Raw genomic sequence first — 23393 nt, forward strand, 5'->3', positions numbered from 1 at the left:
GGACCGGGCACCACCCCCGAGGAGCCCCGCGTGCCCCGCGCCTGCTTCACCCTCCAGGTCCGCCCCGACCGGCTGGCCGAGTACCGCGAGCGGCACGCGGCCGTCTGGCCGGACATGCTGCGCGCGCTGCGCGACGCCGGCTGGCGCGACTACCAGCTCTACCTCCGCGACGACGGCCTGCTCGTCGGCGTCGTGGAGACCGACGACCTCCCCGCCGCCCAGGCCGCCGTGGACGCCACCTCGGTGAGCGCCCGCTGGGAGGCCGAGATGGCGCCCTTCTTCGAGACCGGCGACGGCCGCGGCAAGGCCGAGCTCGACCTCGTCTTCGACCTCGACGCCCAGCTCACGGCGCTCGGGGCGTCCACCACCGCACCAACAGGAGACCCCTCGTGACCGACCCCCGGACCCCCGACCGCAGCGCCGCCGCGCTCGCCGCGCTGGCCGAGCAGACCATCGAGCTGCCCTCGTGGGCGTTCGGCAACTCCGGCACCCGGTTCAAGGTCTTCGGCCAGCCCGGCGTGGCCCGCGACCCGTTCGAGAAGATCGAGGACGCCGCGCAGGTGCACCGCTTCACCGGCGCCGCGCCGCGGGTGTCGCTGCACGTCCCGTGGGACCTCGTCGACGACTTCGGCAAGCTCGCCGCGCACGCCGCCGACCTCGGCGTCTCGATCGGCGCGATCAACTCCAACCTGTTCCAGGACGACGACTACCGGCTCGGGTCGCTCACCCACCCGGACGAGGCCGTGCGGGACAAGGCGGTCGCCCACCACGCGCAGTGCGTCGACGTCATGCGCGCCACCGGCTCGACCGACCTGAAGCTGTGGCTGCCCGACGGCACCAACTACGCCGGCCAGGACGACCTGCGCGCCCGGCAGGACCGCCTCGCCGACTCGCTGCAGCAGGTCTACGCGCTGCTCGACCCCGGCATGCGGCTGCTGCTGGAGTACAAGTTCTACGAGCCCTACTTCTACGCGATGGACATCCCCGACTGGGGCACCTCGCTGCTGCACTGCCTGGCCCTCGGCGAGCAGGCCACCGTCGTCCTCGACACCGGTCACCACGCGCCGGGCACCAACATCGAGTTCATCGTCATGCAGCTGCTGCGCGTCGGGCGCCTCGGGGCGTTCGACTTCAACTCGCGCTACTACGGCGACGACGACCTGATCGTCGGGTCGGCCGACCCGTTCCAGCTGTTCCGGATCATGAACGAGATCGTGGCCGCCGACGCGCTGCGGCCCGACTCCGGCGTCAACTTCATGCTCGACCAGTGCCACAACATCGAGCCGAAGATCCCCGGCCAGATCCGCTCGGTGCTCAACGTGCAGGAGGCCACCGCCAAGGCGCTCCTGGTCGACCGCCAGGCGCTCACCGCCGCCCAGCAGTCCGGTGACGTGCTGGCCGCGCACGGCGCCCTGACCGACGCCTTCTCCACCGACGTCCGCCCGCTGCTCGCCGAGCTACGGGAGTCGAAGGGGCTCGACGCCGACCCCTACGCCGCCTACGCCCGCTCGGGCCACGCCGAGCGCACCGCCCGCGAGCGCGTCGGCGGCACCCAGGCCTCCTGGGGCGCCTGAAGGACCTGGCCGCCCCCCACGACACGCTCCGCGCGCCGCGTGTCCCTGCGGCCAGGCCGTTCCCGCACGTCACCGATGGATGGAAGGAACCACTCCCGTGACCAACCCCGTGGTCAGCGATCTCATCGCGCGGTCGAACCGGCTCGGCGCCGACCCGCGCAACACCAACTACGCCGGCGGCAACACCTCCGCCACGGGCACCGGGACCGACCCGGTCACCGGCGCGCCGGTCGAACTGCTGTGGGTCAAGGGCTCCGGCGGCGACCTCGGCACCCTCACCGAGAGCGGCCTGGCCGTGCTGCGGCTGGACCGGCTGCGCTCGCTGGCCGACGTCTACCCGGGCGTCGAGCGCGAGGACGAGATGGTCGCCGCGTTCGACTTCTGCCTGCACGGCCGCGGTGGCGCCGCGCCGTCGATCGACACCGCCATGCACGGCCTGGTCGACGCCGCGCACGTCGACCACCTGCACCCCGACTCCGGCATCGCCCTGGCCACGGCGGCCGACGGCGAGGCGCTGACCCGCGAGTGCTTCGGCGACCGGGTCGTCTGGGTGCCGTGGCGCCGTCCCGGCTTCCAGCTGGGCCTCGACATCGCCGCGATCAAGGACAAGAACCCGCAGGCGATCGGCTGCGTCCTCGGCGGCCACGGCATCACCGCGTGGGGCGCCACCAGCCAGGAGGCCGAGGCCAACAGCCTGGAGATCATCCGGACGGCGGAGCGCTTCCTCGCCGAGAAGGGGAAGGCTGAGCCGTTCGGCGCCGTCGTCCCCGGCTTCGAGCCGCTGCCGCACGACCAGCGCCGTCGCAAGGCCGCCGCGCTCGCCCCGGTGATCCGCGGCCTGGCGAGCACCGACAAGCCGCAGGTCGGGCACTTCACCGACTCCGACGGCGTCCTGGAGTTCCTGGCGCGGGAGGAGCTGGCGCGCCTGGCCGCGCTGGGCACCTCCTGCCCCGACCACTTCCTGCGCACCAAGGTGCGGCCGCTGGTGGTCGACCTGCCGGCGTCCGCGCCGGTCGAGGACGTCGTCGACCGGTTGAGGGAGCTGCACGAGGAGTACCGCGCCGAGTACGCGGCCTACTACCAGCGGCACGCCACCCCCGACAGCCCGGCGATGCGCGGCGCCGACCCGGCGATCGTGCTGGTGCCCGGCGTCGGCATGTTCAGCTTCGGCGCCAACAAGCAGACCGCGCGGGTGGCCGGCGAGTTCTACGTCAACGCGATCAACGTGATGCGCGGCGCCGAGGCGGTCTCCACCTACGCGCCGATCGACGAGAGCGAGAAGTTCCGCATCGAGTACTGGGCGCTGGAGGAGGCCAAGCTCCAGCGGATGCCGAGGCCCAAGCCGCTGGCCACCCGGGTCGCCCTGGTCACCGGCGCGGCCAGCGGCATCGGCAAGGCCATCGCCGAGCGGGTGGCCCGCGAGGGCGCCTGCGTCGTCGTCGCCGACCTCGACCTCGCCAAGGCGCAGGCCGCCGCAGAGGAGATCGGGTCGGCCGACGTCGCGATCGGCGTGGCCGCCGACGTCTCCGACGCGGAGGCCGTGGCCGCCGCCTTCCGCGAGGCCTGCCTGGCCTTCGGCGGCGTGGACCTGGTGATCAACAACGCCGGCCTGTCGATCTCCAAGCCGCTGCTGGAGACCACCGAGCAGGACTGGGACCTGCAGCACGACGTCATGGCCAAGGGCAGCTTCCTGGTCTCGCGCGAGGCCGCCCGGATCATGATCGAGCAGGGCATGGGCGGCGACGTCGTCTACATCTCCTCCAAGAACGCGGTCTTCGCCGGCCCGAGCAACATCGCCTACTCCTCGACCAAGGCCGACCAGGCGCACCAGGTGCGGCTGCTGGCCGCCGAGCTCGGCGAGCACCAGATCCGGGTCAACGGCATCAACCCCGACGGCGTCGTCCGCGGGTCGGGCATCTTCGCCGGCGGCTGGGGCGCCAAGCGCGCCGCGGTCTACGGGGTGCCGGAGGAGGAGCTCGGGCAGTTCTACGCCCAGCGCACCCTGCTCAAGCGCGAGGTGCTGCCCGACCACGTCGCCGACGCCGTCTTCGCCCTCACCGGTGGCGACCTCACCCGGACGACCGGCCTGCACGTCCCGGTCGACTCCGGCGTGGCCGCGGCCTTCCTGCGATGACCCGCCCGCTGACCCTCGCGGCCGTCGACCTGGGCGCCTCCAGCGGCCGGGTGATGGCCGCGCGGGTCGGCCCCGGGCAGCTGGACCTCACCGAGGTGCACCGCTTCCCCAACCGGCCGGTGCGCACCGCCGGCACGCTGCACTGGGACGTCCTCGGCCTCTACGCCGGGGTGCTCGACGGGCTGCGCGCCGCCGGCCGGGAGGCCGACGGCGGTGCGGTCGACGGCATCGGCATCGACAGCTGGGCGGTCGACGTCGGCCTGCTCGACGCCGACGGCGCGCTGCTGGGCAACCCGGTGCACTACCGCGACCGCCGGCACGAGACCGCGGTGTCGGCGGTGCACGCGCTCGTCCCGCCCGACGAGCTCTACGCCGTCAACGGCCTGCAGCACCTGCCGTTCAACACGGTCTTCCAGCTCGCCGCGATGCGCGGGACGGCGCGGTTCGCCGCCGCCCGGCAGGCGCTGCTGGTGCCCGACCTGCTGGCCTACTGGCTCACCGGGGCGCGCGGCGCGGAGGTCACCAACGCCTCCACGACCGGGCTGCTCGACGCGACGACGCGGCAGTGGGCCACCGGTCTGCTCGACCGGCTCGACCTCCCGCGCGACCTGCTCCCCGACCTGGTGCAGCCGGGCGGGGAGATCGGCCGGCTGACCGCCGAGGTGCGTGCGGAGACCGGCCTGGGCGAGGTGCCGGTGCTCGCGGTGGGGTCGCACGACACGGCCTCGGCGGTCGTCGGCGTCCCGGCGGAGGGCGACCGGTTCGCCTACGTCTCCTGCGGCACGTGGTCGCTGGTGGGCGTGGAGCTGGAGAAGCCGGTGCTCACCGCGGCGAGCCGGGACGCGGGGTTCACCAACGAGCTCGGCGTCGACGGCACGGTGCGCTACCTGCACAACGTCATGGGGCTGTGGCTGCTGCAGGAGTCGCTGCGCACCTGGGCGGCGGCGGGCCTGCCGGCCGACCTGCCCGAGCTGCTCGCCGCGGCGGCCCGGGTGCCGGCGTTCACCGCGGTGGTCGACGTCGACGACCCGCGCTTCCTGCCGCCCGGCGACGTGCCGAGCCGGATCGCGCTGGCCTGCGCGGCCACCGGCCAGGCACCGCCGCAGGGCCAGGCCGAGACGGTGCGCTGCATCGTCGACAGCCTGGCGCTGGCCTACCGGCGGACCGTGCGGCGGGCGGTCGAGCTCTCCGGCCGCGAGGTCGACGTCGTCCACGTGGTGGGCGGGGGAACACGCAACGCGCTGCTGTGCCAGCTCACCGCCGACGCCTGTGGCCTGCCGGTGCTCGCCGGGCCGGTGGAGGCCGCGGCGCTGGGCAACGCGCTGGTGCAGGCCCGCGCCCTCGGCGGCCTCGACGGCGGGCTGGGCGAGATGCGGCGGCTGCTGCGCGGCACGCAGGCGCTGGTGGAGTACCGGCCCTCGGGATCGGCCGCCGCCTGGGACGCCGCGGAGGCGCGCCTGTCCTGACCGGCCGGCCAGCGCTCGGGGCGGCTCCCGTGCAGGGGCCCGCGACGAGCGTGCGAGTCGTGGGGGGCACGGGGTCCTTCCTCAGCCGCTGATCCGCTTGTAGACGTCGGGTGGCGCGGCGCCGCCGGCCACCACGGCCGCGGACCACTCGTCGAGCTGCCGGGTCAGGTCCGGCAGGTCCGACCCGAGCGCGGCGAGGACCGGCTCGGTGGCGGCCTCGGTGCGCGCCTCGACGTCGTCGCGCAGCCGCCGTCCCTCGGGGGTGAGCCGCCCGTCGGCGAGCAGCCCGCGGCGCTCGAGGTCGGCGTCGGCCGCGGCCATCGCCTCCGGTGACCAGCCGCGGGTGCCGGCGTAGGCGCCGTGCTCCCAGCCGACCCAGTACTCGGTCACCAGGTTCATCTGGACGGCGGTGAGGCCGGCGGCCACGTTGGCGGCCTGGTGGGCGTCGCCGCGGAACTCGCGCAGCAGCGTCGCCGCGTGCCACAGCTGCGCGAGCGGGTCGGCCGGCCAGGGCAGCGAGAGCTGGCCGGCGAACAGCGGGCGGCCCACGACGTGCGGCGCGGCGGCGTCGACCGCGCGGCGCAGCAGCTCGACCGCACCGCGGACGTCGGCGCCGGGCAGCAGCTCGCGCAGCGACACCGCCACGCCCTCCTCCCGGGCGGCGAGCACGGCGTCGCGGCCGGCGGTGGCGCGGGCCTGCTCGTACCAGGCGGTGAGCGCGCCGGGCTCGAAGACGCCGAACGCGGCGACGACGACCGGCGCGGACGGCTCGCCCATCGGTGCGGCGCGGCCCCGGACGTAGCCGGTGAGGAAGTCCAGGCCGAGGGCGGCGAGCCGGTCGTTGACCGGCTTGCCCCACCAGCTGATCGTCGCGAGCGGCTCGGCGGCGTCCCGCAGCCGCCGGCCGGGGGTGTCGGGGAGCCCCACGGCGGGACGCTCGTCCTCGAGCGGGGTGAGGAAGACCTGCTGGGCCTGGGCGTAGTCCACGGGCGCATGGTGCTCGCGGGATGCCGCCCGGGGAAGGCCGCGCCGGGTGCCGGGGTTGTCGGACGGGTCCGGCCCCGACCGTCAGGAGACCCCCGTGACGACCGTGCCCCTCGCGATCACCGGCTCGACCGGGCGGCTCGGCGGGCGGGTGGCCCGCCGGCTCGCCGACGCCGGCGTGGCGCAGCGGCTGCTGGTGCGCGACCCCGGCCGGGCGCCGCGGCTGCCCGGCGCCACCGCCGTGCGTGCGCCCTACGGCGACGCCGCCGCCGTCCGGGCCGCGCTGGAGGGCGCCTCGACGGTGCTCATGGTGTCGGCGTCGGAGAGCGCCGACCGGGTCGGGCAGCACCGGACCTTCGTCGACGCGGCGGTGGCCGCCGGCGTGGAGCACCTGGTCTACGTGTCCTTCCTCGGTGCCGGACCGGAGGCCACCTTCACCCTGGCCCGCGACCACGGCGCCACCGAGGAGCACGTGCGCACCCGGGGCCTGCCGGCGACCTTCCTGCGCGACTCGCTCTACGCCGACTTCGCCCCGGCGCTGGTGGGGGAGGACGGCGCGATCCGCGGCCCGGCGGGGGAGGGCCGGGCGGCCCTTGTCGCCCAGGACGACATCGCCGACGTCGCCGCGCTCGTGCTGCGCGACCCCGCCGCGCACGCCGGCCGCAGCTACGACCTCACCGGCCCGGAGGCGCTGACGCTGGGCGAGGTGGCCGCGGTGCTGACCGACGTCACCGGCCGGGCCGTGCGCTACGTGCCGGAGACCGTCGAGGAGGCCTACGCCTCCCGCGCGTCCTACGGCGCGCCGGGCTGGCAGGTCGACGCGTGGGTGTCCACCTACACCGCGATCGCGGCCGGCGAGCTGGCCGCCGTCAGCACCGCCGTCCCCGACCTGCTGGGGCGGCCGGCGCGGACCCTGGGACAGGTGCTGCGCGCGCGGAGGTGACTCGGAGGGCGATCGGCGGGTAGGGAGCGCCCCGTGCGCCTGCCCGGTCCCTCGGACCTCCTCGACCTGCCCCGGACGATCGCCGACTCCGTCCGCACCCTGGGTGCGACGCTGCCGCGCGCCGAGGGGCTCATCCCGCTGGCCGACGACGTGCTGCGCCGGACCCGCGCCCTGCTCGACGGCACCGGTCCCGCGGTGACCCGGGCGGCGGCCGCGGCACCCGAGGCCCTCGACACGGCCACCGCCGTGCTGCGCCGGGTCGCCGCCGTGCTGACCCCGGAGCGGCTCTCGACCCTGGGCGCGGTGGTCGACCGGCTGGGGGCGGCGCTGGCCCCCGACCGCGTGGCCGCGGTGACCCGCGCGGCCGACGCGCTGCGGGCGCGGGCCGACGTCGTGCCGCGCGCCCTCGACGCGCTCGACGGGCTGCTGTCCTCCGACCGGCTCCCCCGGCTGGGCGAGGCGCTCGACCGGCTGGCGTCGGCCGACCTGCTGACCCGGCTGGACCGGGCGCTGGACCTGGTGGCCGACGAGCGCCTGCAGCGGGCGCTGGACCTGCTGGCCGACCCCCGCGCGGAGCGGGCGCTGGAGCTGGCCGCGGACGACCGCGTCGGGGTCGCCCTCCACCTGGCCGCCGACGAGCGGGTCGGCCGGCTGCTCGACCTGGTCGCCGACGAGCGGATCGGCCGGGCGCTCGACCTCGCCGTCGACGAGCGGCTCGGGCAGGCGCTCGACGTCGTGACCGACGACCGGGTCGACCGGACCCTGGGCATCCTCACCGGCGACCGGGTGCAGCAGGCCCTGGACCTCGCCGCCGACCTGCGGGTCCGCGCGCTGCTCGACCTCGCGGCCGACGACCGGGTGCTCCCGCTGCTCGGCCGGCTCGACGCGCTGCTCGCCGACGGCCGGGTCCCGCGCCTGGTGGAGCGCGCCGACGGGGTGCTGCAGGACGGGCGCCTCGCCCGGATCAGCGGCCGCCTCGACCGGCTGCTGTCCGACGAGCACCTCGACCGCACCGAGGAGGTCCTCGGGGGAGGGGAGGCGGCGGCCGCGCTGGCGCTGCTCGCCCGGCTCGACGGCGTGGTGACCGACGACGCGGCCCGCGCGCTGGCCGCGCTGCTCGACCGGCTGCCCACCCTGCTCACGGAGGACCGGACCGCGGGCCTGGCCGCCCTCGCCGACCAGGTGCCGCGGGTGCTGCGCGGACTGGAGTCGGGGCACCTGCCGAGCTCCGCCGACCTGGGGCGGGTGCCGACGGACCTGCACGCCCTGCTCGAGCTCATGGACGACCTGCACCAGGTGGTGTCGGGTCTGCCCGGGGCCGGCCGCGCACGCGACCGCGGGGACGACCCGCACCCGCAGGTCGAGGACCCCCGGCCGCCCGACGACGATCCCCGGCGGGAGGCCGCGGACGCGCTGCCGGCGACCGGCGAGCCGCAGCCGGAGGACCGGCCGGGGAGCTGACGCCGGTGCGCGCCCGCGGGCGTCCGCAGGAGCAGGATGCGGGCATGCCCCTGTTCACCGGCGTCGGCGTCGCCCTGGTCACCCTCTTCCGCGAGGACGGCGCGCTGGACGCCCCGGCCACCGCCGACCTGGCGGCGCAGCTGGCCGGCCTCGGCGTGCGGTGCGTGCTCGTCGCCGGGACGACGGGGGAGGCGGCCGCCCTCACCGCCGAGGAGCGGGACGCGCTCGTCGGCGCGGTGCGGGCGGCGCTGCCCGCGGAGGTCCCCGTGCTCGCCGGCACCGGCGCACCCACCGGCCGGCAGGCGGCGGCGCTGACCGGGCGTGCCTTCGCCGCGGGCGCCGACGCCGTCCTGGCGCTCTCCCCGCCCGGCGTCCCCGACCCGCGGCCGTACTACGCAGCGGTCGCGGAGGCGGCTCCCGGCCCGCTGCTGGCCTACCACTTCCCCGGGGCCTCCGCGCCCGGCATCCCCGTCGACCTGCTGCCCGACCTGCCGGTGTCCGGGCTCAAGGACTCCTCGGGGGACGCCGGCCGGCTGCTGCACGAGTGCGACGTCCTCGCCGGTGACCTCTACACGGGAGCGGCGTCCCTGGTCGGGCTCTGCGGCGCGATCGGTGCCGCCGGCGCCCTGGTGGCGGCCGCCAACGTCGCCCCCGAGCTGTGCGTCGCGGCGCTGGGCGGGGACGCCGACGCCCAGGTGCGGCTCGCCGCGGTCGACCGCGGTGCCTCGGCCGACTTCCCGGCGGGCTACAAGCGGGCGGCCGCGGCGCGCTTCGGCACGTCGGTGGTCACCCGGGTGGGCGCCTGACCGGGCTCAGTGGGACTCCCGGCTGACCGCCGACCCGCTGGAGCCGACGAGGAAGTCCAGGTCCGCGCCGGTGTCGGCCTGCAGCACGTGGTCGACGTAGAGCCGCTCCCAGCCGCGCCGGGGGGCCGCGAAGCCGGCGACGGTCGCCTCGCTCGGCGCGCGGGCGGCCAGCTCGTCGTCCGGGACCTCGACGTCGATCCGCCGCGCCGCGACGTCGAGCGAGACGACGTCGCCGGTGCGCACCCGCGCCAGGGGCCCGCCGGCCGCGGCCTCCGGCGCCACGTGCAGGACGACGGTGCCGTACGCGGTGCCGCTCATCCGGCCGTCGCAGACCCGCACCATGTCGCGCACCCCCTGCTCGAGCAGCTTCCTCGGCAGCGGCATGTTGGAGACCTCGGGCATGCCGGGGTAGCCCTTCGGGCCGCAGCCGCGCAGGACGAGCACCGAGTCGGCGTCCACGTCGAGGTCGGGGTCGTCGACGCGGGCGGAGAAGTCCTCGATCGAGTCGAAGACGACTGCCCGGCCGCGGTGCCGCATCAGGTGCGGTGAGGCCGCGGCCGGCTTGACCACCGCCCCGTCGGGAGCGAGGTTGCCGCGCAGGACGGCGATGCCGCCGTGCTCGACCAGGGGCTCCCCGCGGGGCCGGATGACCTCCGGGTCCCAGATCGGGGCGTCGTCGAGGGCGTCGACCAGCGGTCGGCCGGTGACGGTGAGCGCGGTCGGGTCGAGCAGGTCGCGGACCTGGCCCAGCACGGCGAGCAGGCCCCCGGCGCGGTGGAGGTCCTCCATGAGGAACCGCCCGGCCGGGAGCAGGTCGACGAGCACCGGCACGCCCGAGCCGATGCGGTCGAAGTCGTCGAGCGTCAGGTCGATCCCCAGCCGGCCGGCGACGGCCAGCAGGTGGACGACGGCGTTCGTCGACCCGCCGATCGCGGCCAGCGCCACGATGGCGTTGGCGAACGACCCCGCGGTGAGGAACGTCGAGGGCCGGCGGTCGGCGGCCACCATCTCCACCGCCAGCCGACCGCTCCCGTGCGCGGCCTCCAGCAGGCGGCTGTCCGCGGCGGGGGTGCCGGCGACCCCGGGCACGACGGTGCCCAGCGCCTCGGCGACGAGCGCCATGGTCGAGGCGGTGCCCATCGTGTTGCAGTGTCCGCGGCTGCGGATCATCGCCGACTCCGAGCGGGCGAACTCCTCGGCGGACAGGGTGCCGGCGCGGACCTCCTCCGACAGCCGGAACACGTCGGTGCCGCAGCCCAGCGGCACCCCGCGGAAGGTGCCGGTCAGCATGGGCCCGCCCGGGACGACGACGGCGGGCAGGTCGACCGAGGCGGCGGCCATGAGCAGCGACGGGATCGTCTTGTCGCACCCGCCGAGCAGGACCAGCCCGTCGACCGGGTTGGCCCGGAACGCCTCCTCCATCTGCATCGCGGCCAGGTTGCGCCAGAGCATCGCCGTGGGCCGGACCTGCGTCTCGCCCAGGCCGAACACCGGCAGCTCCAGCGGGGTGCCGCCGGCGGCGTGGACGCCGTCGCGCACGGCGGCCGCGACCTCGGAGAGGTGCCGGTTGCAGGGCACCAGGTCGGAGGCGGTGTTGGCGATGGCGATCTGCGGGCGGCCGAACGCGTCGTCCGGGAGGCCGCGGCGCATCCACGCGCGGTGGATGTAGGCGTTGCGGACGTCGCCGGAGTACCACGCCGCGCTGCGCAGGGTCACGCCCGCCATCCTGGCGCTGTGTCGAGGACGGTGCGCGCGGTCGTGCTCTCCGGGCCGGGGAGGTGCGCGGTGGAGGAGGTGCCCGCCCCGACCGCCGTCCCGGGCGAGGTGGTCGTCGACGTGGAGCGGGTCGGCGTCTGCGGCACCGACGTCGAGCTGTTCACCGGCGAGCTGTCCTACCTGGAGACGGGGCACTCCTCGTACCCGCTGCGGCCCGGCCACGAGTGGTGCGGCCGGGTCACCGCGGTGGGCGACGGGGTCGATCCGGCCTGGCTCGGCCGGCGCGTCACGGGGGACACGATGCTCGGCGACCGGGTCTGCCGCCGGTGCCGGCGCGGGCAGCAGCACGTGTGCGAGGACCGGCAGGAGGTGGGCATCCGGGGTGACCGCCCCGGCGCGCTGGCCGAGCAGCTCGCCGTCCCGGCGGAGTCGCTGCACGAGCTGCCCGACTCCGTCGACCCGGTGCTCGGCGCGCTCGTCGAGCCGGGGGGCAACGCCTGGCGCGCGGCGCAGGCGGCCGCGGTGGCCTCCGGCGACCGCGCGCTGGTGATCGGGCCCGGGACGATCGGCCTGCTGACGGCGATGTTCCTGCGGGCGCGAGGCGCCGAGGTGCACCTGCTCGGCGTCACCCCGGCCTCGCTCGACTTCGCCCGCGGTCTCGGCTTCGCCGACGCGTGGACCCGCGACACCCTCCCGGACCTGCCGTTCGACGCCGTCGTCGACGCCTCGACCGCCCCCGGGTCCCCGGCCCTGGCCCTCGACCTGGTGGAGCCCGCCGGCCGCGTCGTCTGCATCGGCATCGCCGGTACGCCGAGCACGATCGACACCCGGACGCTGCTGCTCAAGGACGTCACGGCGGTCGGGGTCCTCTCGGCGTCCCCGGGGCTGGCTCCGACGATCGCCGCCTACCGGACCGGTGCGGTCGACCCCCGGCCGCTGGTCTGCGCGACCGTCGGCCTCGCGGAGGTCGGCGCCGTGCTCGCCGGCGGGCGCCCCCGGGGCAGCGGCGCGGGACCCAAGGTCCACGTCGACCCGCGGCTGCCCGCCTGAGCGGAGCGGCCGAGGTGGGCCGGCCGGGCGAGCTCCGGTGCGCTCGCCGGCACCGACCCGACCGGGGGCACCTGCCCTGACCACCCGGCCTCACCCCGCGCGTCCTCCCGCACCGCAGCGCGTCCTCCCTCACCGTGCACGGCCAGGGAGGACGCGCTGGGATCAGGTGACCTGCTCGTCGCCCGCGGCCCCCAGGAGCTCCCGTGACCGACCACCCCGACCTCCAGGGCCTCCCTCTCGAGCGGAAGGCGGCCCTGCTCTCCGGTCAGGACTTCTGGTCGACCCCGCCGGTCGAGGAGGTCGGGCTGCCCTCGGTCGTGCTCACCGACGGCCCGCACGGCGTCCGCCGCCAGGAGGGCGACCTCGGCACGCTCGGCATCACCCGCAACCTCCCGGCGACCTGCTTCCCGCCCGCGGTGGCGGTGGGCAACAGCTGGGACCCGTCGGTCGCCGAGCGCACCGGGGCGGCGATCGGCCGGGAGGCGCGGGCGCTCGGCGTGCACGTCGTCCTCGGGCCGGGCGTGAACATCAAGCGCTCCCCGCTCGGCGGGCGGAACTTCGAGTACTACTCGGAGGACCCGCTGCTGTCGGGCGTCCTCGGCGCGGCGCACGTCCGCGGGCAGCAGGCGCAGGGCGCCGGCGCCTCGGTCAAGCACTTCGCGGCCAACAACCAGGAGACCGAGCGCATGCGGATCAGCGCGGAGGTCGACGAGCGGACGCTGCGCGAGATCTACCTGCCCGCCTTCGAGCGGGTGGTCACCGAGGCGGCGCCGGCCACGGTGATGTGCGCCTACAACAAGGTCAACGGCGTCTACGCGAGCCAGAACCGGTGGCTGCTCACCGAGGTGCTGCGCGAGCAGTGGGGCTTCGCCGGCGTCGTCGTCTCCGACTGGGGCGCCGTCGACGACCGCGCCGCCGCCCTGGCCGCGGGGCTGGACCTGCAGATGCCCGGCGACTCCGGCGCCGGCAACCGGCGGGTGGTCGAGGCGGTGCGGGCCGGGGAGCTCGACCCGGCGCTCGTCGACACCAGCGCCGCCCGGGTGGCCGCCCTGGCCCGCTACGCCGGCGAGCCGGCCGACGGGTTCGACGCCGACGCCCACCACGCGCTCGCCCGGGAGCTGGCCGCGCAGTGCGCGGTGCTGCTGCGCAACGAGCGGGGGACGCTGCCGCTGGCCCCGGGCACCCGGGTCGCCGTCGTCGGCGAGTTCGCCCGCACCCCGCGCTTCCAGGGCGGCGGCAGCTCGAACGTCAACGCCACCCGGGTGGAGGCCGCCCTCGACGCGGTGCGGGCGCTGGCCGGGGGCGACGTCCCCTTCGCCGCCGGCTTCCCCGTCGACGGCCCCGGCCCGGAGGATCGCGATGCCGCCGCGCTGCGGGACGAGGCCGTGGCGCTGGCCCGCGCCGCCGAGGTGGCGGTGGTGTTCGTCGGCCTGGGGGACGCCGAGGAGTCCGAGGGCTTCGACCGGACGACGATCGACCTGCCCGCCCCCCAGGTGGAGGTGGTCCGCGCGGTCGCCGCCGCGGCCCCGCGGACGGTCGTCGTCCTCTCCCACGGCGGGGTCGTGTCCCTGGAGGGCTGGCACGACGACGTCGACGCGGTGCTGGACGGCGCGCTGCTCGGCCAGGCGGGCGGCGGTGCGCTGGCCGACCTGCTCTACGGCGTCGCCAACCCCTCGGGTCGTCTCGCCGAGACGGTGCCGGTGCGGCCGGCGGACTCCCCGAGCTCGCTGTCCTTCCCCGGCGAGCAGGGCCGGGTGGTCTACGGCGAGGGCGTGCTCGTCGGGTACCGCGGGCTGCTCACCCAGGGGCGGCCGGCGCGGTACCCGTTCGGGCACGGGCTGTCGTACACCACCTTCGCGACATCGGACCTGCGCGTCGAGGTCACCGGCGACGACACGGCGTCCGTGTCGGTGACCGTGGCGAACACCGGCGACCGGGCCGGGGCGCACGTCGTCCAGGTGTACGTGTCGACGGCGGCCGGGCCGGTGCGCCGCCCGCTGCGGGAGCTGCGCGCGTTCACCAAGGTGGCGCTCGGGCCGGGGGAGAGCCGGCAGGTGACGCTAGACCTCGGCCGGCGGGCGTTCGCCTACTGGGACGTCGTCGAGTCCGGCTGGGTGGTCGCGCCCGGCGAGTACGCGGTGCAGGTCTGCGCCGACGCGGAGACGGTGCTCCTCGAGCAGACCGTGGCCCTGGCCGGCGACGACCTGGTGCCGGTGCTGACCATGGACTCCTCGGTCGCCGAGTGGTTCACCCACCCGGCCGCCGGGCCGGCGCTGGCCGAGGCGCTGACCGCGAGCCTGCCCGCGGACGCCGCCTCGCCCGGGGACCAGGCGATGGTGCTGCAGATGATCGGCTCGATGCCGATGCGCCGGTTCGCCACCGACTTCGGGGCCGCGCTGCCGGCCGACCTGCTCGACCGCCTGGTGGCCGAGACCGCCGCCGCCCGCACCGCCCACTGACCGTGCACTCCCGAGGACGTGCACGCTCGGGCCTCAGAGCTGCAGGTGCAGGCGCAACGCGTCGTCGAGCGCGGCCATCGTGCCGGCGGGGACACGACCGAGCACGGGGCCGACCCGCTCGACCGCGACGGCACGGACCTGCTCGGCCTGGGCCTTGCTGTCGACCCGCAGCCCGGTCTCGGCCGCCGGCAGCAGGGTCTGGAAGGGGAACGTCCGCGCGGTGTTGCTGGTGACCGGCACCACGGTCACCACCCCTCGCCCGAGACGGGCGGCCGTGGCGTTGGCCCGGTCGTTGCTCACCACGACGGCGGGACGGCGCTTGCCCGCCTCATTGCCGCGGATGGGTTCCAGATCGACCAGGCGGATCTCACCGCGGAGCATCGTCGAGGCCGTCAGCCGTCGTCCCCTCCCACTCGGCCTCCTGGCCCGAGGAGCGCCACTCGTCCCAGGCCGTGGCGTAGTCGTCCTCCAGGTCCGGGTGACGGAGCAACCGGACAGCTCGCTGCACCACCGCCGATCGTGACGGCAGCCCCGCCTCCCGGGCGTAGGCATCGAGGAGCGCGACGTCCTCCTCGGACAGGCTGATGCTCAGCTTCACACCCGGATGCTACCGCGGTGGGAAAGATTGCTCTGAGGGCCCGACGCGCACGGACGCACACGTCCTGCACGGCGGGTCGGGCGTCCGGGCTCACCGTGGTGCGTCCGGGCTCACCGCCCACGCCGAGCGCGGACGCCGCACGATCAGCCCACCTGATCGTGCGGGTCAGTCGCGGTCGCGCTGTCTCTCGATCGCCTCGAGCACCGTCTTGCGGCCCTTGCCGAGGTCGCGCTCGGCCCGCTCGGCGCGGTCGAGCTGCGAGTCCCCGTGCAGCCGGCCCACCCGCTCGCGGGCCTCGTTCGCCGTGACGTCGACCAGCTCGGCGGCCTTGCGGGCCTCCTTCGCCGCGTCGGTGTTGGCCACGTGCTGCTGCGCGGAGCCCTTCTTCCTCGTGTCGGTGGCCTCCTTCTCCTCCTCGGAGAGCAGCTGCCAGGCGGCGTCGGGCAGGTAGCGCTTCGTGCCGTCGGCGCCGCGGGCGCGGTCGCTGCCCTCGGCGGTGTGCCAGTCCTGCGCGCCCCACTCCTGCAGGTGCTGCTGGCTCTCCGTGCGCTCGCCCTCGTGCCGGTAGCCGCCGCCGGCCGCCTCGTACTCGTGGGTGAGCAGCTGGCTCTTGCGCGCCGACCACTGGCCGGGCCTCCCGCCCCGGTCCCCGGCCTTGATCTCCTCCTTGAGCCGCTCGCGCAGCTCCGGGTCCGTGTAGTCCCTGGCGTAGTCCTCCGCCGACTTCCCGCTCATGGGCCCGCGGTACCCGATCCGGCCGTGTCTCATCCGGCCGTGTCTCGTCCAGCCGTGGCTCACCCAGCAGAGCGCGACCGGTCCACCTGCACGTGCGGCCGCGACTGCCACCGCGCCCAGTCGGCGCTCACCTCGCCCGCGGCGCACAGCAGCCGGGGGAGGTGCTCGGCCAGCAGCCGCTCGGTGGAGGTCTCGGCGGCGTGCACCGTCACGTTCATCGCCGCGCGCACCGCACCCTCCCCGTCGCGCACCGGGACGGCGACCGAGCGGATGCCGGGCGCGAGCTCCTCGTCGGCCAGCGCCCACCCACGGGCGCGCACCTCGGTGAGCTCCTCGCGCAGCTGCTCCGGCGTGCGGCCGACCGCCGGCGGCAGCCCCGAGCGGCTGGGCTCGGCGAGCGTGGCCGCCAGCTGCTCCGGCGGCAGCGCGGCGAGCAGCACCTTGCCCTGGGAGGTCTGGACGGCGGGGAACCGGGTGCCGATCTCCACCCGCAGGGCGATCAGCTTGGGCACCGACGCCCGCGCGACGTAGACGATGTCGGACCCGTCGAGCTGCGCCATGGACGACGACTCGCCGGTCTGCGCGACCAGCGCCTCCAGGTGCGGCCGGGCGACGTCCCAGAGTCCGAGCGACCCGACGTAGGCCATGCCCAGGGACAGCACGCGCGGGGTCAGCGAGAAGAGGCCGCCGGCCGAGCGGACGTGGCCCAGCTCCTCCAGCGTGAGCAGCAGCCGCCGCGCCGTCGGACGGGCCAGTCCCGCCGCCGCGGCGACCTCGCTCAGCGACATCGCCGGCCGGTCGGCCCCGAAGCAGGTCAGCACGTCGAGCCCGCGGGCCAGCGCCTCGACGAAGTCCGGTCCCTCACCCCGTCCGGCCACGACGCCTCCCCCTCGTCCCGTGCCCGCTCCTCCCGTACCCCGGCAGGGCGCTCAGTGCTCCCCGGCCAGGTGTCGCCCGAAGGCCGCCTCGCGCGCGGCGTGCGTGCTGTCCGACCGGTAGTCGGTGTACTGGTAGGGGTTGTCGAGCACCTCGTTCGAGGGCAGCTCCGGGTCCATGCCGGACTGCCAGACCTCCTCGCCCATCTCGGCGCGCAGGTGCTCCACGGTCGCCTCCACCTCGCGGCGCACCGCCGCCAGGTCGACGCCGACCAGCCGGTGGTCGGACTTCACCACCCGGCCGTCGACCAGCACGGTGTGCACGTCGCCGCGCTGGGCCTGGAAGGCGACGTGGCCGTAGGGGTTGAGCAGCGGGAACGACACCGGCGAGGCCTCGTTCTTGAGCAGCACGACGTCGGCCTTGGCGCCCGGCGCCAGCCGGCCGAGGTCGTCGCGGCCCAGCGCCGTCGCCCCGCCCCGGGTGGCCCACTCGACGACGTGCTGCGCCCGGAGTGCCAGCTGCGTGACCGTCTCGCCCTTGAGGTGGGCCTCGAAGTGCTCGCGGGAGCGGTCGGCGCCCAGCGTCGTGCGCATCGCGGAGAAGAGGTCGCCGCTCCACCACACGCTGGTGTCCATCGACAGCGACACCGGGATGCCGTGCGCGCGCACCTGCCAGGTGGGCGGGTAGCCCTGCCCGGCGCTCTGCTCGGACTCCGTGGACACCGAGATCGACCCGCCGGTGGCGGCGATGCGGTGGTAGCTGTCGGGGGAGAGGGAGGCGGCGTGCACGTAGACCGTCCCCGGCGTCGCGAAGCCGTGCTCGTGCATGAGCCGGATGCCCTCGTCGTCGGTGGCCCCCCAGACGCCGGCGTGCGTGGTCACCGGCAGGCCGAGCTCGCGGGCCACCTCGAAGGCCGCCTTCTCCGGGAAGGCCGGGTCGCCGGTGACGTCGAAGGCGAGCTGGAAGCCGAGCAGGTCGCCGGCGCCGGTGCGGCGGCGCTCGAGGAAGGCCTGCACGGCCGGGTCGGCGGTCCACTCCCACGGGGCGGCCTGGATGTTGCCGTAGGCGAGCACGTACCGGCCGGGCACCGACTGCAGCGCGTCGACCGCGGCCTCGGCGTGGTCGACCGTCTGCAGCCCGTGCGACCAGTCGACGACGGTGGTGACCCCGGAGTCGAGCGCTTCGACGGCGGCCAGCCGGTTGCCGGCAGCGACGTCCTCGGGCCGGAAGCGGCGGCCGTGCTCGAGGTAGTACCAGACGAAGTACTGGGTGAGCGACCAGTCGGCGCCGTAGCCGCGCATCGCCGTCTGCCACATGTGCCGGTGGGTGTCGATCATCCCGGGCAGCACCACGCCGTCGGTCGCGTCGACCTCCGCGGTGCCCTCGGGGACCTCCAGTGCCGGCCCGACGGCCGCGATCCGGTCGCCGACGACCAGCACGTCGGCGTCGCGCAGCACGGTGCCGGCGTCGTCCATCGTCAGCACCGTGCCGCCGCGCAGGACGACGGGGCGCCCGGCCTGCGGGGCGGGGGACGCGGGCTGGGTCATGCGGTCTCCTCGAACAGGTGCGGACGTGCGTCCGCTGGACGGACACAGTGCTCGGACGGCGCCACCCTGCGCGTGACCTGCGCCACCTGTCAAGCCGCCGGCGGTGCAGTTGACAGCGTCCGGCGACCGTACCGAGGATCGGCCCCGACGGCGGACGGCTGTCCGCGTGCGACCGAGGGCGAGGAGCTACGATGACGCCAGGACCGGCCGGAGTCGGCGCCCCGCCACCGGGCGGACCGCTCGCGGGGCTGCTGGTGGCCGACTTCTCGCGGATCCTGGCCGGGCCCTACGCCACCATGCTGCTGGCCGACCTCGGCGCCGAGGTGGTCAAGGTCGAGGGCCCGGGCGGGGACGACACCCGCACGTGGCAGCCCCCGGTCCGGGACGGCGTCTCCACCTACTACCTGGGCGTCAACCGCAACAAGCGCTCGGTCGCCCTCGACCTGAGGGACGACGGCGACCTGGCCGCGGCCCGCGAGCTGGCCCGCCGCGCCGACGTGCTGGTGGAGAACTTCAAGCCCGGCGGCCTGGCCCGCTTCAGCCTGGACTACGGGTCGGTCGCCGCGACCAACCCGGGCGTCGTCTACGCCTCCATCAGCGGCTTCGGCAGCGGGCCCGGCGGGCGGTCGCTGCCCGGCTACGACCTCATCGTGCAGGCCATCTCCGGCCTGATGAGCCTCACCGGCGACCCCGACGGCGACCCCTACCGGGCCGGGGTCGCGGTCTTCGACGTCATGGCCGGGCTGCACGCCACGATCGGCGTCCTGTCGGCGCTCAACCTGCGGCAGTCCACCGGCCGCGGCCAGCACGTGGAGGTCGACCTGCTCTCCAGTGCGCTGTCGGGGCTGGTGAACCAGACCTCGGCGTACGTGGCCGGCGACGTCGTCCCGTTCCGGATGGGCAACAGCCACCCCAGCCTGTTCCCCTACGAGCCGCTGCCCTGCGCCGACGGCGACCTGGTCGTCACCGCCGGCAACGACGGCCAGTTCCGGAAGCTGTGCGAGGTGCTCGGCGTACCGGAGCTGGCCGACGACCCGCGGTTCCTGCGCAACGAGGACCGCACCGCCAACCGCGGGCAGCTGCGCCCCCTGCTGGTCGAGCGGCTGCGCACCCGCACCAAGATGGAGTGGTTCCGGGACATCATCGGCGCGGGCGTCCCGTGCGGGCCGATCAACACGATCGACCAGGGCGTCGCCTTCGCCGAGGAGGTGGGCCTGGACCCGGTCGTCACCGCCGGGGAGGGCGCGGCGGGGATGCCCTCGATCCGCAACCCGATCACCTTCTCCGACACCGCCGCGCAGTACCGGCTGCCGCCGCCCTCCCTCGACGAGCACGGCGAGGAGATCCGCCGCTGGCTGGCCGAGGGGAGGGAGACCCCGTGACCGCCGAGCACGGCTACCCGACGGCGCTGGGCGCCTCGAGCCGGGAGTCGATCACGCTGCTCGGCACCGACCTCGCCCGCGACGTCATGGGGAACGTGGGCTTCGGCGAGCTGGCGTTCTGGCTGGCCACGCAGCGCCGGCCCACGCCGGGGGAGACCCGGGTGTTCGAGGCGGTGCTCGCCGCGCTCGCCGACCACGGGTTCACCCCGACCGCGATCGTCACCCGGCTGACCTGGCTGTCGGCGCCGGACTCGGTGCAGGGCGCGCTGGCCGCCGGGCTGCTCGGCGGCGGCTCGCGCTTCCTCGGCGTCACCGAGGACTGCGGCCGCTTCCTGCACGGCGTGCTCGCCGCCGCGGTTGAGCTGCCCACCGACGACGCCGGCTTCGACGCGCTCGCCCTGCAGACGGTGACCGCGCAGCGGGCCGCGGGCCGGTTCGTCCCGGGCCTGGGCCACCACGTGCACAAGGACGGCGACCCGCGCACCCCCCGGCTGTTCCAGATCGCCGCCGAGGAGGGGCTCACCGGCCCCCACCTGCAGCTGTTCGCCGCCATCGGGCGGGTGCACCCGCAGGTGCTCGGGAAGACCCTGCCGCTCAACGGCGCCGGCGTCTGCGGGGCGGCCCTGGCCGACCTCGGGCTGCCGCTCGAGCTGCTGCGCGGCTTCGCGCTGCTGGCGCGCACCGCCGGGCTGATCGGCCAGCTCGCCGAGGAGATCCGCTCCCCGGTCGCCGACGAGGTCTTCCTGTCCGTCGACCTGCACAACCGCTCCGTCGCCCCGGATCCGTACGAGCCCGACCCACTGGGAGGCCGGCATGGCTGAACTGGCCGCGGTCATCGCGTCCACCCACCACCCCTTCTACTACCGCGCGAGCACCTCGACCGGCGCCGACCGGCCGCCGTTCGCCGACGAGTGGGTGGCCAAGATCGAGCGGTTCCGGGAGACGCTGACCCGGGCCGAGCCCGACGTGCTGGTGATGGTCGGCAGCGACCACTTCCACCAGCTGTGGCTGGACAACATGCCGCAGTTCCTGGTGGGCAAGGCGCCGTTCTTCGACGCGAACTTCTACAACGAGGAGCGCGAGTTCGGCCTGCCGCGGATGACGCTGCGCGGCGAGGAGGACCTGGCCGCGCACCTGCTGCGCGACGGCCTCGACCGCGACTTCGACCTGGCGTTCTCCAACGAGCTGCGGATCGACCACAGCATCACGTGCCCGATCATCACGCTGCGCCCGCAGGCCGACCTGCCGATCGTGCCGGTCTACACCAACATCTTCGCCCCGCCGCTGCCGCAGCCACGCCGGTTCGTGGCGCTGGGCAGGGCCATCCGGGAGATGGTGGAGTCCTGGGAGTCGGACAAGCGGGTCGCCGTCATCGGCACCGGCCACCTGTCGCTGGAGCTCGGCGGCCCCCGCCAGTTCGGCGAGCACGGGCCCGACCCGGAGTTCGACCGCAGGGCGGTGGAGTGGATCGCCTCCGGCGACGTCGAGGGCTGCCTCGCCGAGGTCTCGCTGGACTCCCTGCACGCCCCGGGCAACGCCACCCACGGGTTCATGGACTTCATGCTGATGATGGGCGTCGCCGGCGAGGGCGCGAAGGCCGACCACGTCGACACCCTCGACCTGTTCCACACGATGGAGGCCTACTTCACCTGGTACCCGAACGGCGTCCCCGGAGAGGTGGCCCCGGCATGAGCAGGTACCTGCTCGACAAGTTCCTCTACACCGTCGACCGCGACCCCGAGCTGGTCGAGCGCTACCGCGAGGACCCCGCCGGCACGGTGGCGTGGTGGGAGGCCGAGATGGCCAACCGCATCCTCAACTGCACCGCCGACGAGCGCTCGACCTGGCTGGAGTTCACCGAGGACGAGCGGCGGGCGCTGCGCGAGCACGACCACGTGACGCTGTTCCAGATGGGCGCCCACCCGTTCCTCACGCTGACGCTGTTCATCGCGGTGTTCGAGCGCGACCACGGGCCGCTGGAGTACCAGAAGGCCTACGGGAAGGCGATGGAGCACATCTCGCTGCCCTACCCCGACATCAGCACCTGACGTGCGCGCCGCCGTCGTCCGCACGCCCGGGACGCCGCCCGGGCACGACGAGCACCCTGATCCGGTCGCCCGTCCCGGCCGCACCCTGGTACGGGTCACCGCCGCGCCGATCGTCCCGCTGGACCTGCTCTGCGCCTCGGGCACGTCCTACCTCGGGACGCCGGCGGTGCCCTACGTCCCCGGCGTGCAGGGCGTCGGCGTCGTCGAGCAGTCCGCGGCGGTGCCGCCGGGCACGCGGGTGTGGTTCGCGACGTCGGCCGGGATGGCGCCCGGCGACGGCGGCCTCGCCGAGCGGTGCTCGGTCGCCGACGACGACCTGGTGCCCCTGGCCGGCGGGCTCCCCGACGCCGCCGTCGCGGCACTCGGGACGTCGGCGGTCGCGGCGTGGGCCTGCCTGACCCGGCGCGGCCGGCTGCGGCCGGGGGAGACCGTGCTCGTGCTGGGGGCCGGCGGCGCGGTGGGCCAGGTCGCGGTCGGCGCGGCGCGCGTGCTCGGCGCCGGGCGGGTGGTGGCGGTGTGCCGGTCGGCCGCCGCGCAGGACCGGGCCCGGGCCGCCGGCGCCGACGCGGTGGTGCCGCTAACCGGGGACGTCGACGCGCTCGCCGCCGCGCTCGCCGGGGCCTGCGGGGGGAGCGCCGACGTCGTCGACCCGGTGTTCGGGACGGCGGCGACCGCGGCGTCGCGGGTGCTCGCGCCCGGCGGGCGGCTGGTCAACCTCGGCGGGACGTCCGGCGACGAGGCGGTGTTCTCCTCGGCGGTGCTGCGCGGCCGCTCGGCGGAGGTGCTCGGCCACACCAACAACGCGCTCTCGCCCGGGCAGCGCCGGGAGGACCTGGACGCCGTCCTGGCGCACGCCACTGCCGGCCGGATCGCCGTCGCGCACGAGACCGTGCCGCTGGCCGACGTCACCGCGGCCTGGCAGCGGCAGGCCACCGGCGCGGCCGGGACGCGGCTGGTCGTGACGCCCTAGCGGCCGGCGGGGGCGGCGCGCACGTGCAGCCGCTCGCCCTGCGGGCCGTAGAGGGCCAGCAGCTCGGCCGGCCGGTCGTCGGGGTTGCCCATCCAGTGCGGGACATGGGTGTCGAACTCGGCGACCTCGCCGGGCGTGAGGACGACGTCGGCGTCGCCGAGCAGCAGCCGCAGCCGGCCCGACAGCACGTAGAGCCACTCGTAGCCCTCGTGGCTGCGCAGCTCCGGTTCGCCGCCCGGCCAGCGCGACGGCAGCACCTGCTTGTACGCCTGCAGCCCGCCCGGGCGCCGGGTGAGCGGGATGAACGTGGCCCCGTGCCGGGTGACCGGCCGCAGCCGCACCCGCGGGTCGCCGGTCTCTGGGGCGTCGACGAGCTCGTCGAGCGGCACCTGGTGGGCGCGGGCCAGCGGCAGCAGCAGCTCCAGGGTGGGCCGGCGCTGCCCCGACTCCAGCCGCGAGAGCGTGGACACGGAGATGCCGGTGTCCTCCGACAGCTGGGTCAGCGTGGCGCCGCGCTGCCGCCGCAGCTCCCGCAGTCGCGGGCCCACGGCGTCCAGCACGCCCTCGAGGTCGGTCACGCCGTCCAGTTTGCCGTTCCAGCAACGGATGTTGTCAGGCCGGCACGGGTGGGTGCACCGTCGTCG

22 protein-coding genes are annotated in these 23393 nt (G+C 75.8%); 14 read left to right on the plus strand and 8 right to left on the minus strand.

Translation table 11 applies throughout. The features are described 5' to 3' along the window. Window positions 1-30 precede the first annotated feature (30 nt). The 4 genes from BMZ33_RS18480 to BMZ33_RS18495 all read left to right on the plus strand — a co-directional run bounded on the left by BMZ33_RS18480 (window position 31) and on the right by BMZ33_RS18495 (window position 5174). Window positions 31-393 (plus strand): L-rhamnose mutarotase, encoded by a 363-nt coding sequence (locus tag BMZ33_RS18480; protein ID WP_091114279.1) that lies wholly within the window; start codon window positions 31-33, stop codon window positions 391-393. Continuing rightward, a complete protein-coding gene (rhaI, locus tag BMZ33_RS18485) occupies window positions 390-1574 on the plus strand; it encodes an L-rhamnose isomerase (protein WP_091114283.1) in 1185 nt (394 codons plus the stop codon). Before BMZ33_RS18480 ends, rhaI begins: the two co-directional genes overlap by 4 nt. A gap of 97 nt (window positions 1575-1671) precedes the next feature. Next, on the plus strand, window positions 1672-3708 hold the full coding sequence (locus BMZ33_RS18490) for a bifunctional aldolase/short-chain dehydrogenase (protein WP_169064544.1): 2037 nt from the start codon (window positions 1672-1674) through the stop codon (window positions 3706-3708). Next, window positions 3705-5174 (plus strand): rhamnulokinase, encoded by a 1470-nt coding sequence (locus BMZ33_RS18495; protein WP_091114289.1) that lies wholly within the window; start codon window positions 3705-3707, stop codon window positions 5172-5174. Before BMZ33_RS18490 ends, BMZ33_RS18495 begins: the two co-directional genes overlap by 4 nt. Before the next feature lie 81 nt (window positions 5175-5255). Here the strand turns inward: BMZ33_RS18495 and BMZ33_RS18500 are convergent, their stop codons facing one another. Then, window positions 5256-6161: an SCO6745 family protein gene (locus tag BMZ33_RS18500; protein WP_091114291.1), complete on the minus strand. Its 906-nt coding sequence runs from the start codon at window positions 6159-6161 to the stop codon at window positions 5256-5258. A gap of 94 nt (window positions 6162-6255) precedes the next feature. On the opposite strand from BMZ33_RS18500, the gene BMZ33_RS18505 reads away from it, so the two are divergent. From BMZ33_RS18505 to BMZ33_RS18515, 3 genes are read left to right on the plus strand one after another with little or no spacing between them, the layout of a single operon-like run. Then, the gene (locus tag BMZ33_RS18505) at window positions 6256-7101 is read left to right on the plus strand and encodes an SDR family oxidoreductase (protein WP_091114295.1); all 846 of its coding nucleotides are present in this window, start codon (window positions 6256-6258) and stop codon (window positions 7099-7101) included. Window positions 7102-7134: 33 nt separating this feature from the next. Next, the gene (locus tag BMZ33_RS18510) at window positions 7135-8562 is read left to right on the plus strand and encodes a DUF445 domain-containing protein (RefSeq protein ID WP_091114298.1); all 1428 of its coding nucleotides are present in this window, start codon (window positions 7135-7137) and stop codon (window positions 8560-8562) included. A gap of 44 nt (window positions 8563-8606) precedes the next feature. Next, window positions 8607-9368, plus strand: a complete 762-nt coding sequence (locus BMZ33_RS18515) for a dihydrodipicolinate synthase family protein (RefSeq protein ID WP_091114302.1) — start codon at window positions 8607-8609, stop codon at window positions 9366-9368. 6 nt (window positions 9369-9374) lie between these two features. Here the strand turns inward: BMZ33_RS18515 and BMZ33_RS18520 are convergent, their stop codons facing one another. Beyond that, entirely contained in the window at window positions 9375-11093 is a 1719-nt protein-coding gene (locus BMZ33_RS18520) for a dihydroxy-acid dehydratase (protein ID WP_211202907.1), read from the minus strand. 9 nt (window positions 11094-11102) lie between these two features. On the opposite strand from BMZ33_RS18520, the gene BMZ33_RS18525 reads away from it, so the two are divergent. Then, entirely contained in the window at window positions 11103-12134 is a 1032-nt protein-coding gene (locus BMZ33_RS18525) for a zinc-dependent alcohol dehydrogenase (protein WP_091114310.1), read from the plus strand. Between the two features lie 203 nt (window positions 12135-12337). Beyond that, on the plus strand, window positions 12338-14593 hold the full coding sequence (locus tag BMZ33_RS18530) for a glycoside hydrolase family 3 C-terminal domain-containing protein (RefSeq protein WP_091114313.1): 2256 nt from the start codon (window positions 12338-12340) through the stop codon (window positions 14591-14593). 33 nt (window positions 14594-14626) lie between these two features. Here BMZ33_RS18530 and BMZ33_RS18535 read toward each other — a convergent pair whose 3' ends face one another. The 5 genes from BMZ33_RS18535 to BMZ33_RS18555 form a co-directional block, all read right to left on the minus strand. Continuing rightward, the gene (locus BMZ33_RS18535) at window positions 14627-14974 is read right to left on the minus strand and encodes a type II toxin-antitoxin system PemK/MazF family toxin (RefSeq protein WP_091114317.1); all 348 of its coding nucleotides are present in this window, start codon (window positions 14972-14974) and stop codon (window positions 14627-14629) included. After that, window positions 14961-15191, minus strand: a complete 231-nt coding sequence (locus tag BMZ33_RS18540; protein WP_091114320.1) for a ribbon-helix-helix domain-containing protein — start codon at window positions 15189-15191, stop codon at window positions 14961-14963. Before BMZ33_RS18540 ends, BMZ33_RS18535 begins: the two co-directional genes overlap by 14 nt. A gap of 165 nt (window positions 15192-15356) precedes the next feature. Continuing rightward, window positions 15357-15926 (minus strand): hypothetical protein, encoded by a 570-nt coding sequence (locus BMZ33_RS18545; protein WP_091114323.1) that lies wholly within the window; start codon window positions 15924-15926, stop codon window positions 15357-15359. Between the two features lie 59 nt (window positions 15927-15985). After that, window positions 15986-16804, minus strand: a complete 819-nt coding sequence (locus BMZ33_RS18550) for an IclR family transcriptional regulator domain-containing protein (protein ID WP_091114327.1) — start codon at window positions 16802-16804, stop codon at window positions 15986-15988. Window positions 16805-16855: 51 nt separating this feature from the next. Continuing rightward, window positions 16856-18349 (minus strand): amidohydrolase family protein, encoded by a 1494-nt coding sequence (locus BMZ33_RS18555; protein WP_091114330.1) that lies wholly within the window; start codon window positions 18347-18349, stop codon window positions 16856-16858. Window positions 18350-18540: 191 nt separating this feature from the next. Here BMZ33_RS18555 and BMZ33_RS18560 point away from each other — a divergent pair, with 191 nt between their 5' ends. The 5 genes from BMZ33_RS18560 to BMZ33_RS18580 are packed head-to-tail and all read left to right on the plus strand — an operon-like array spanning window position 18541 to window position 22749. Then, entirely contained in the window at window positions 18541-19731 is a 1191-nt protein-coding gene (locus BMZ33_RS18560) for a CaiB/BaiF CoA transferase family protein (protein WP_091114334.1), read from the plus strand. Beyond that, window positions 19728-20552 (plus strand): citryl-CoA lyase, encoded by an 825-nt coding sequence (locus BMZ33_RS18565; RefSeq protein ID WP_091114337.1) that lies wholly within the window; start codon window positions 19728-19730, stop codon window positions 20550-20552. The genes BMZ33_RS18560 and BMZ33_RS18565 overlap by 4 nt, the downstream gene beginning before the upstream one ends. Continuing rightward, window positions 20545-21423 carry a DODA-type extradiol aromatic ring-opening family dioxygenase gene (locus BMZ33_RS18570; RefSeq protein ID WP_091114340.1) on the plus strand — a complete coding sequence of 293 codons (879 nt, stop codon included), beginning with the start codon at window positions 20545-20547 and terminating at the stop codon, window positions 21421-21423. Before BMZ33_RS18565 ends, BMZ33_RS18570 begins: the two co-directional genes overlap by 8 nt. Further along, window positions 21420-21779 carry a hypothetical protein gene (locus BMZ33_RS18575; RefSeq protein ID WP_091114344.1) on the plus strand — a complete coding sequence of 120 codons (360 nt, stop codon included), beginning with the start codon at window positions 21420-21422 and terminating at the stop codon, window positions 21777-21779. The genes BMZ33_RS18570 and BMZ33_RS18575 overlap by 4 nt, the downstream gene beginning before the upstream one ends. Window position 21780: 1 nt before the next feature. Continuing rightward, a complete protein-coding gene (locus tag BMZ33_RS18580) occupies window positions 21781-22749 on the plus strand; it encodes a quinone oxidoreductase family protein (RefSeq protein WP_091114348.1) in 969 nt (322 codons plus the stop codon). Here BMZ33_RS18580 and BMZ33_RS18585 read toward each other — a convergent pair. Then, complete coding sequence (locus BMZ33_RS18585) at window positions 22746-23327, minus strand: helix-turn-helix domain-containing protein (protein WP_091114351.1); 582 nt, start codon at window positions 23325-23327, stop codon at window positions 22746-22748. The genes BMZ33_RS18580 and BMZ33_RS18585 overlap by 4 nt on opposite strands. Window positions 23328-23393 lie beyond the last annotated feature (66 nt).

The sequence above is a fragment of the Geodermatophilus dictyosporus genome (assembly GCF_900115505.1).
Classification (GTDB): domain Bacteria; phylum Actinomycetota; class Actinomycetes; order Mycobacteriales; family Geodermatophilaceae; genus Geodermatophilus; species Geodermatophilus dictyosporus.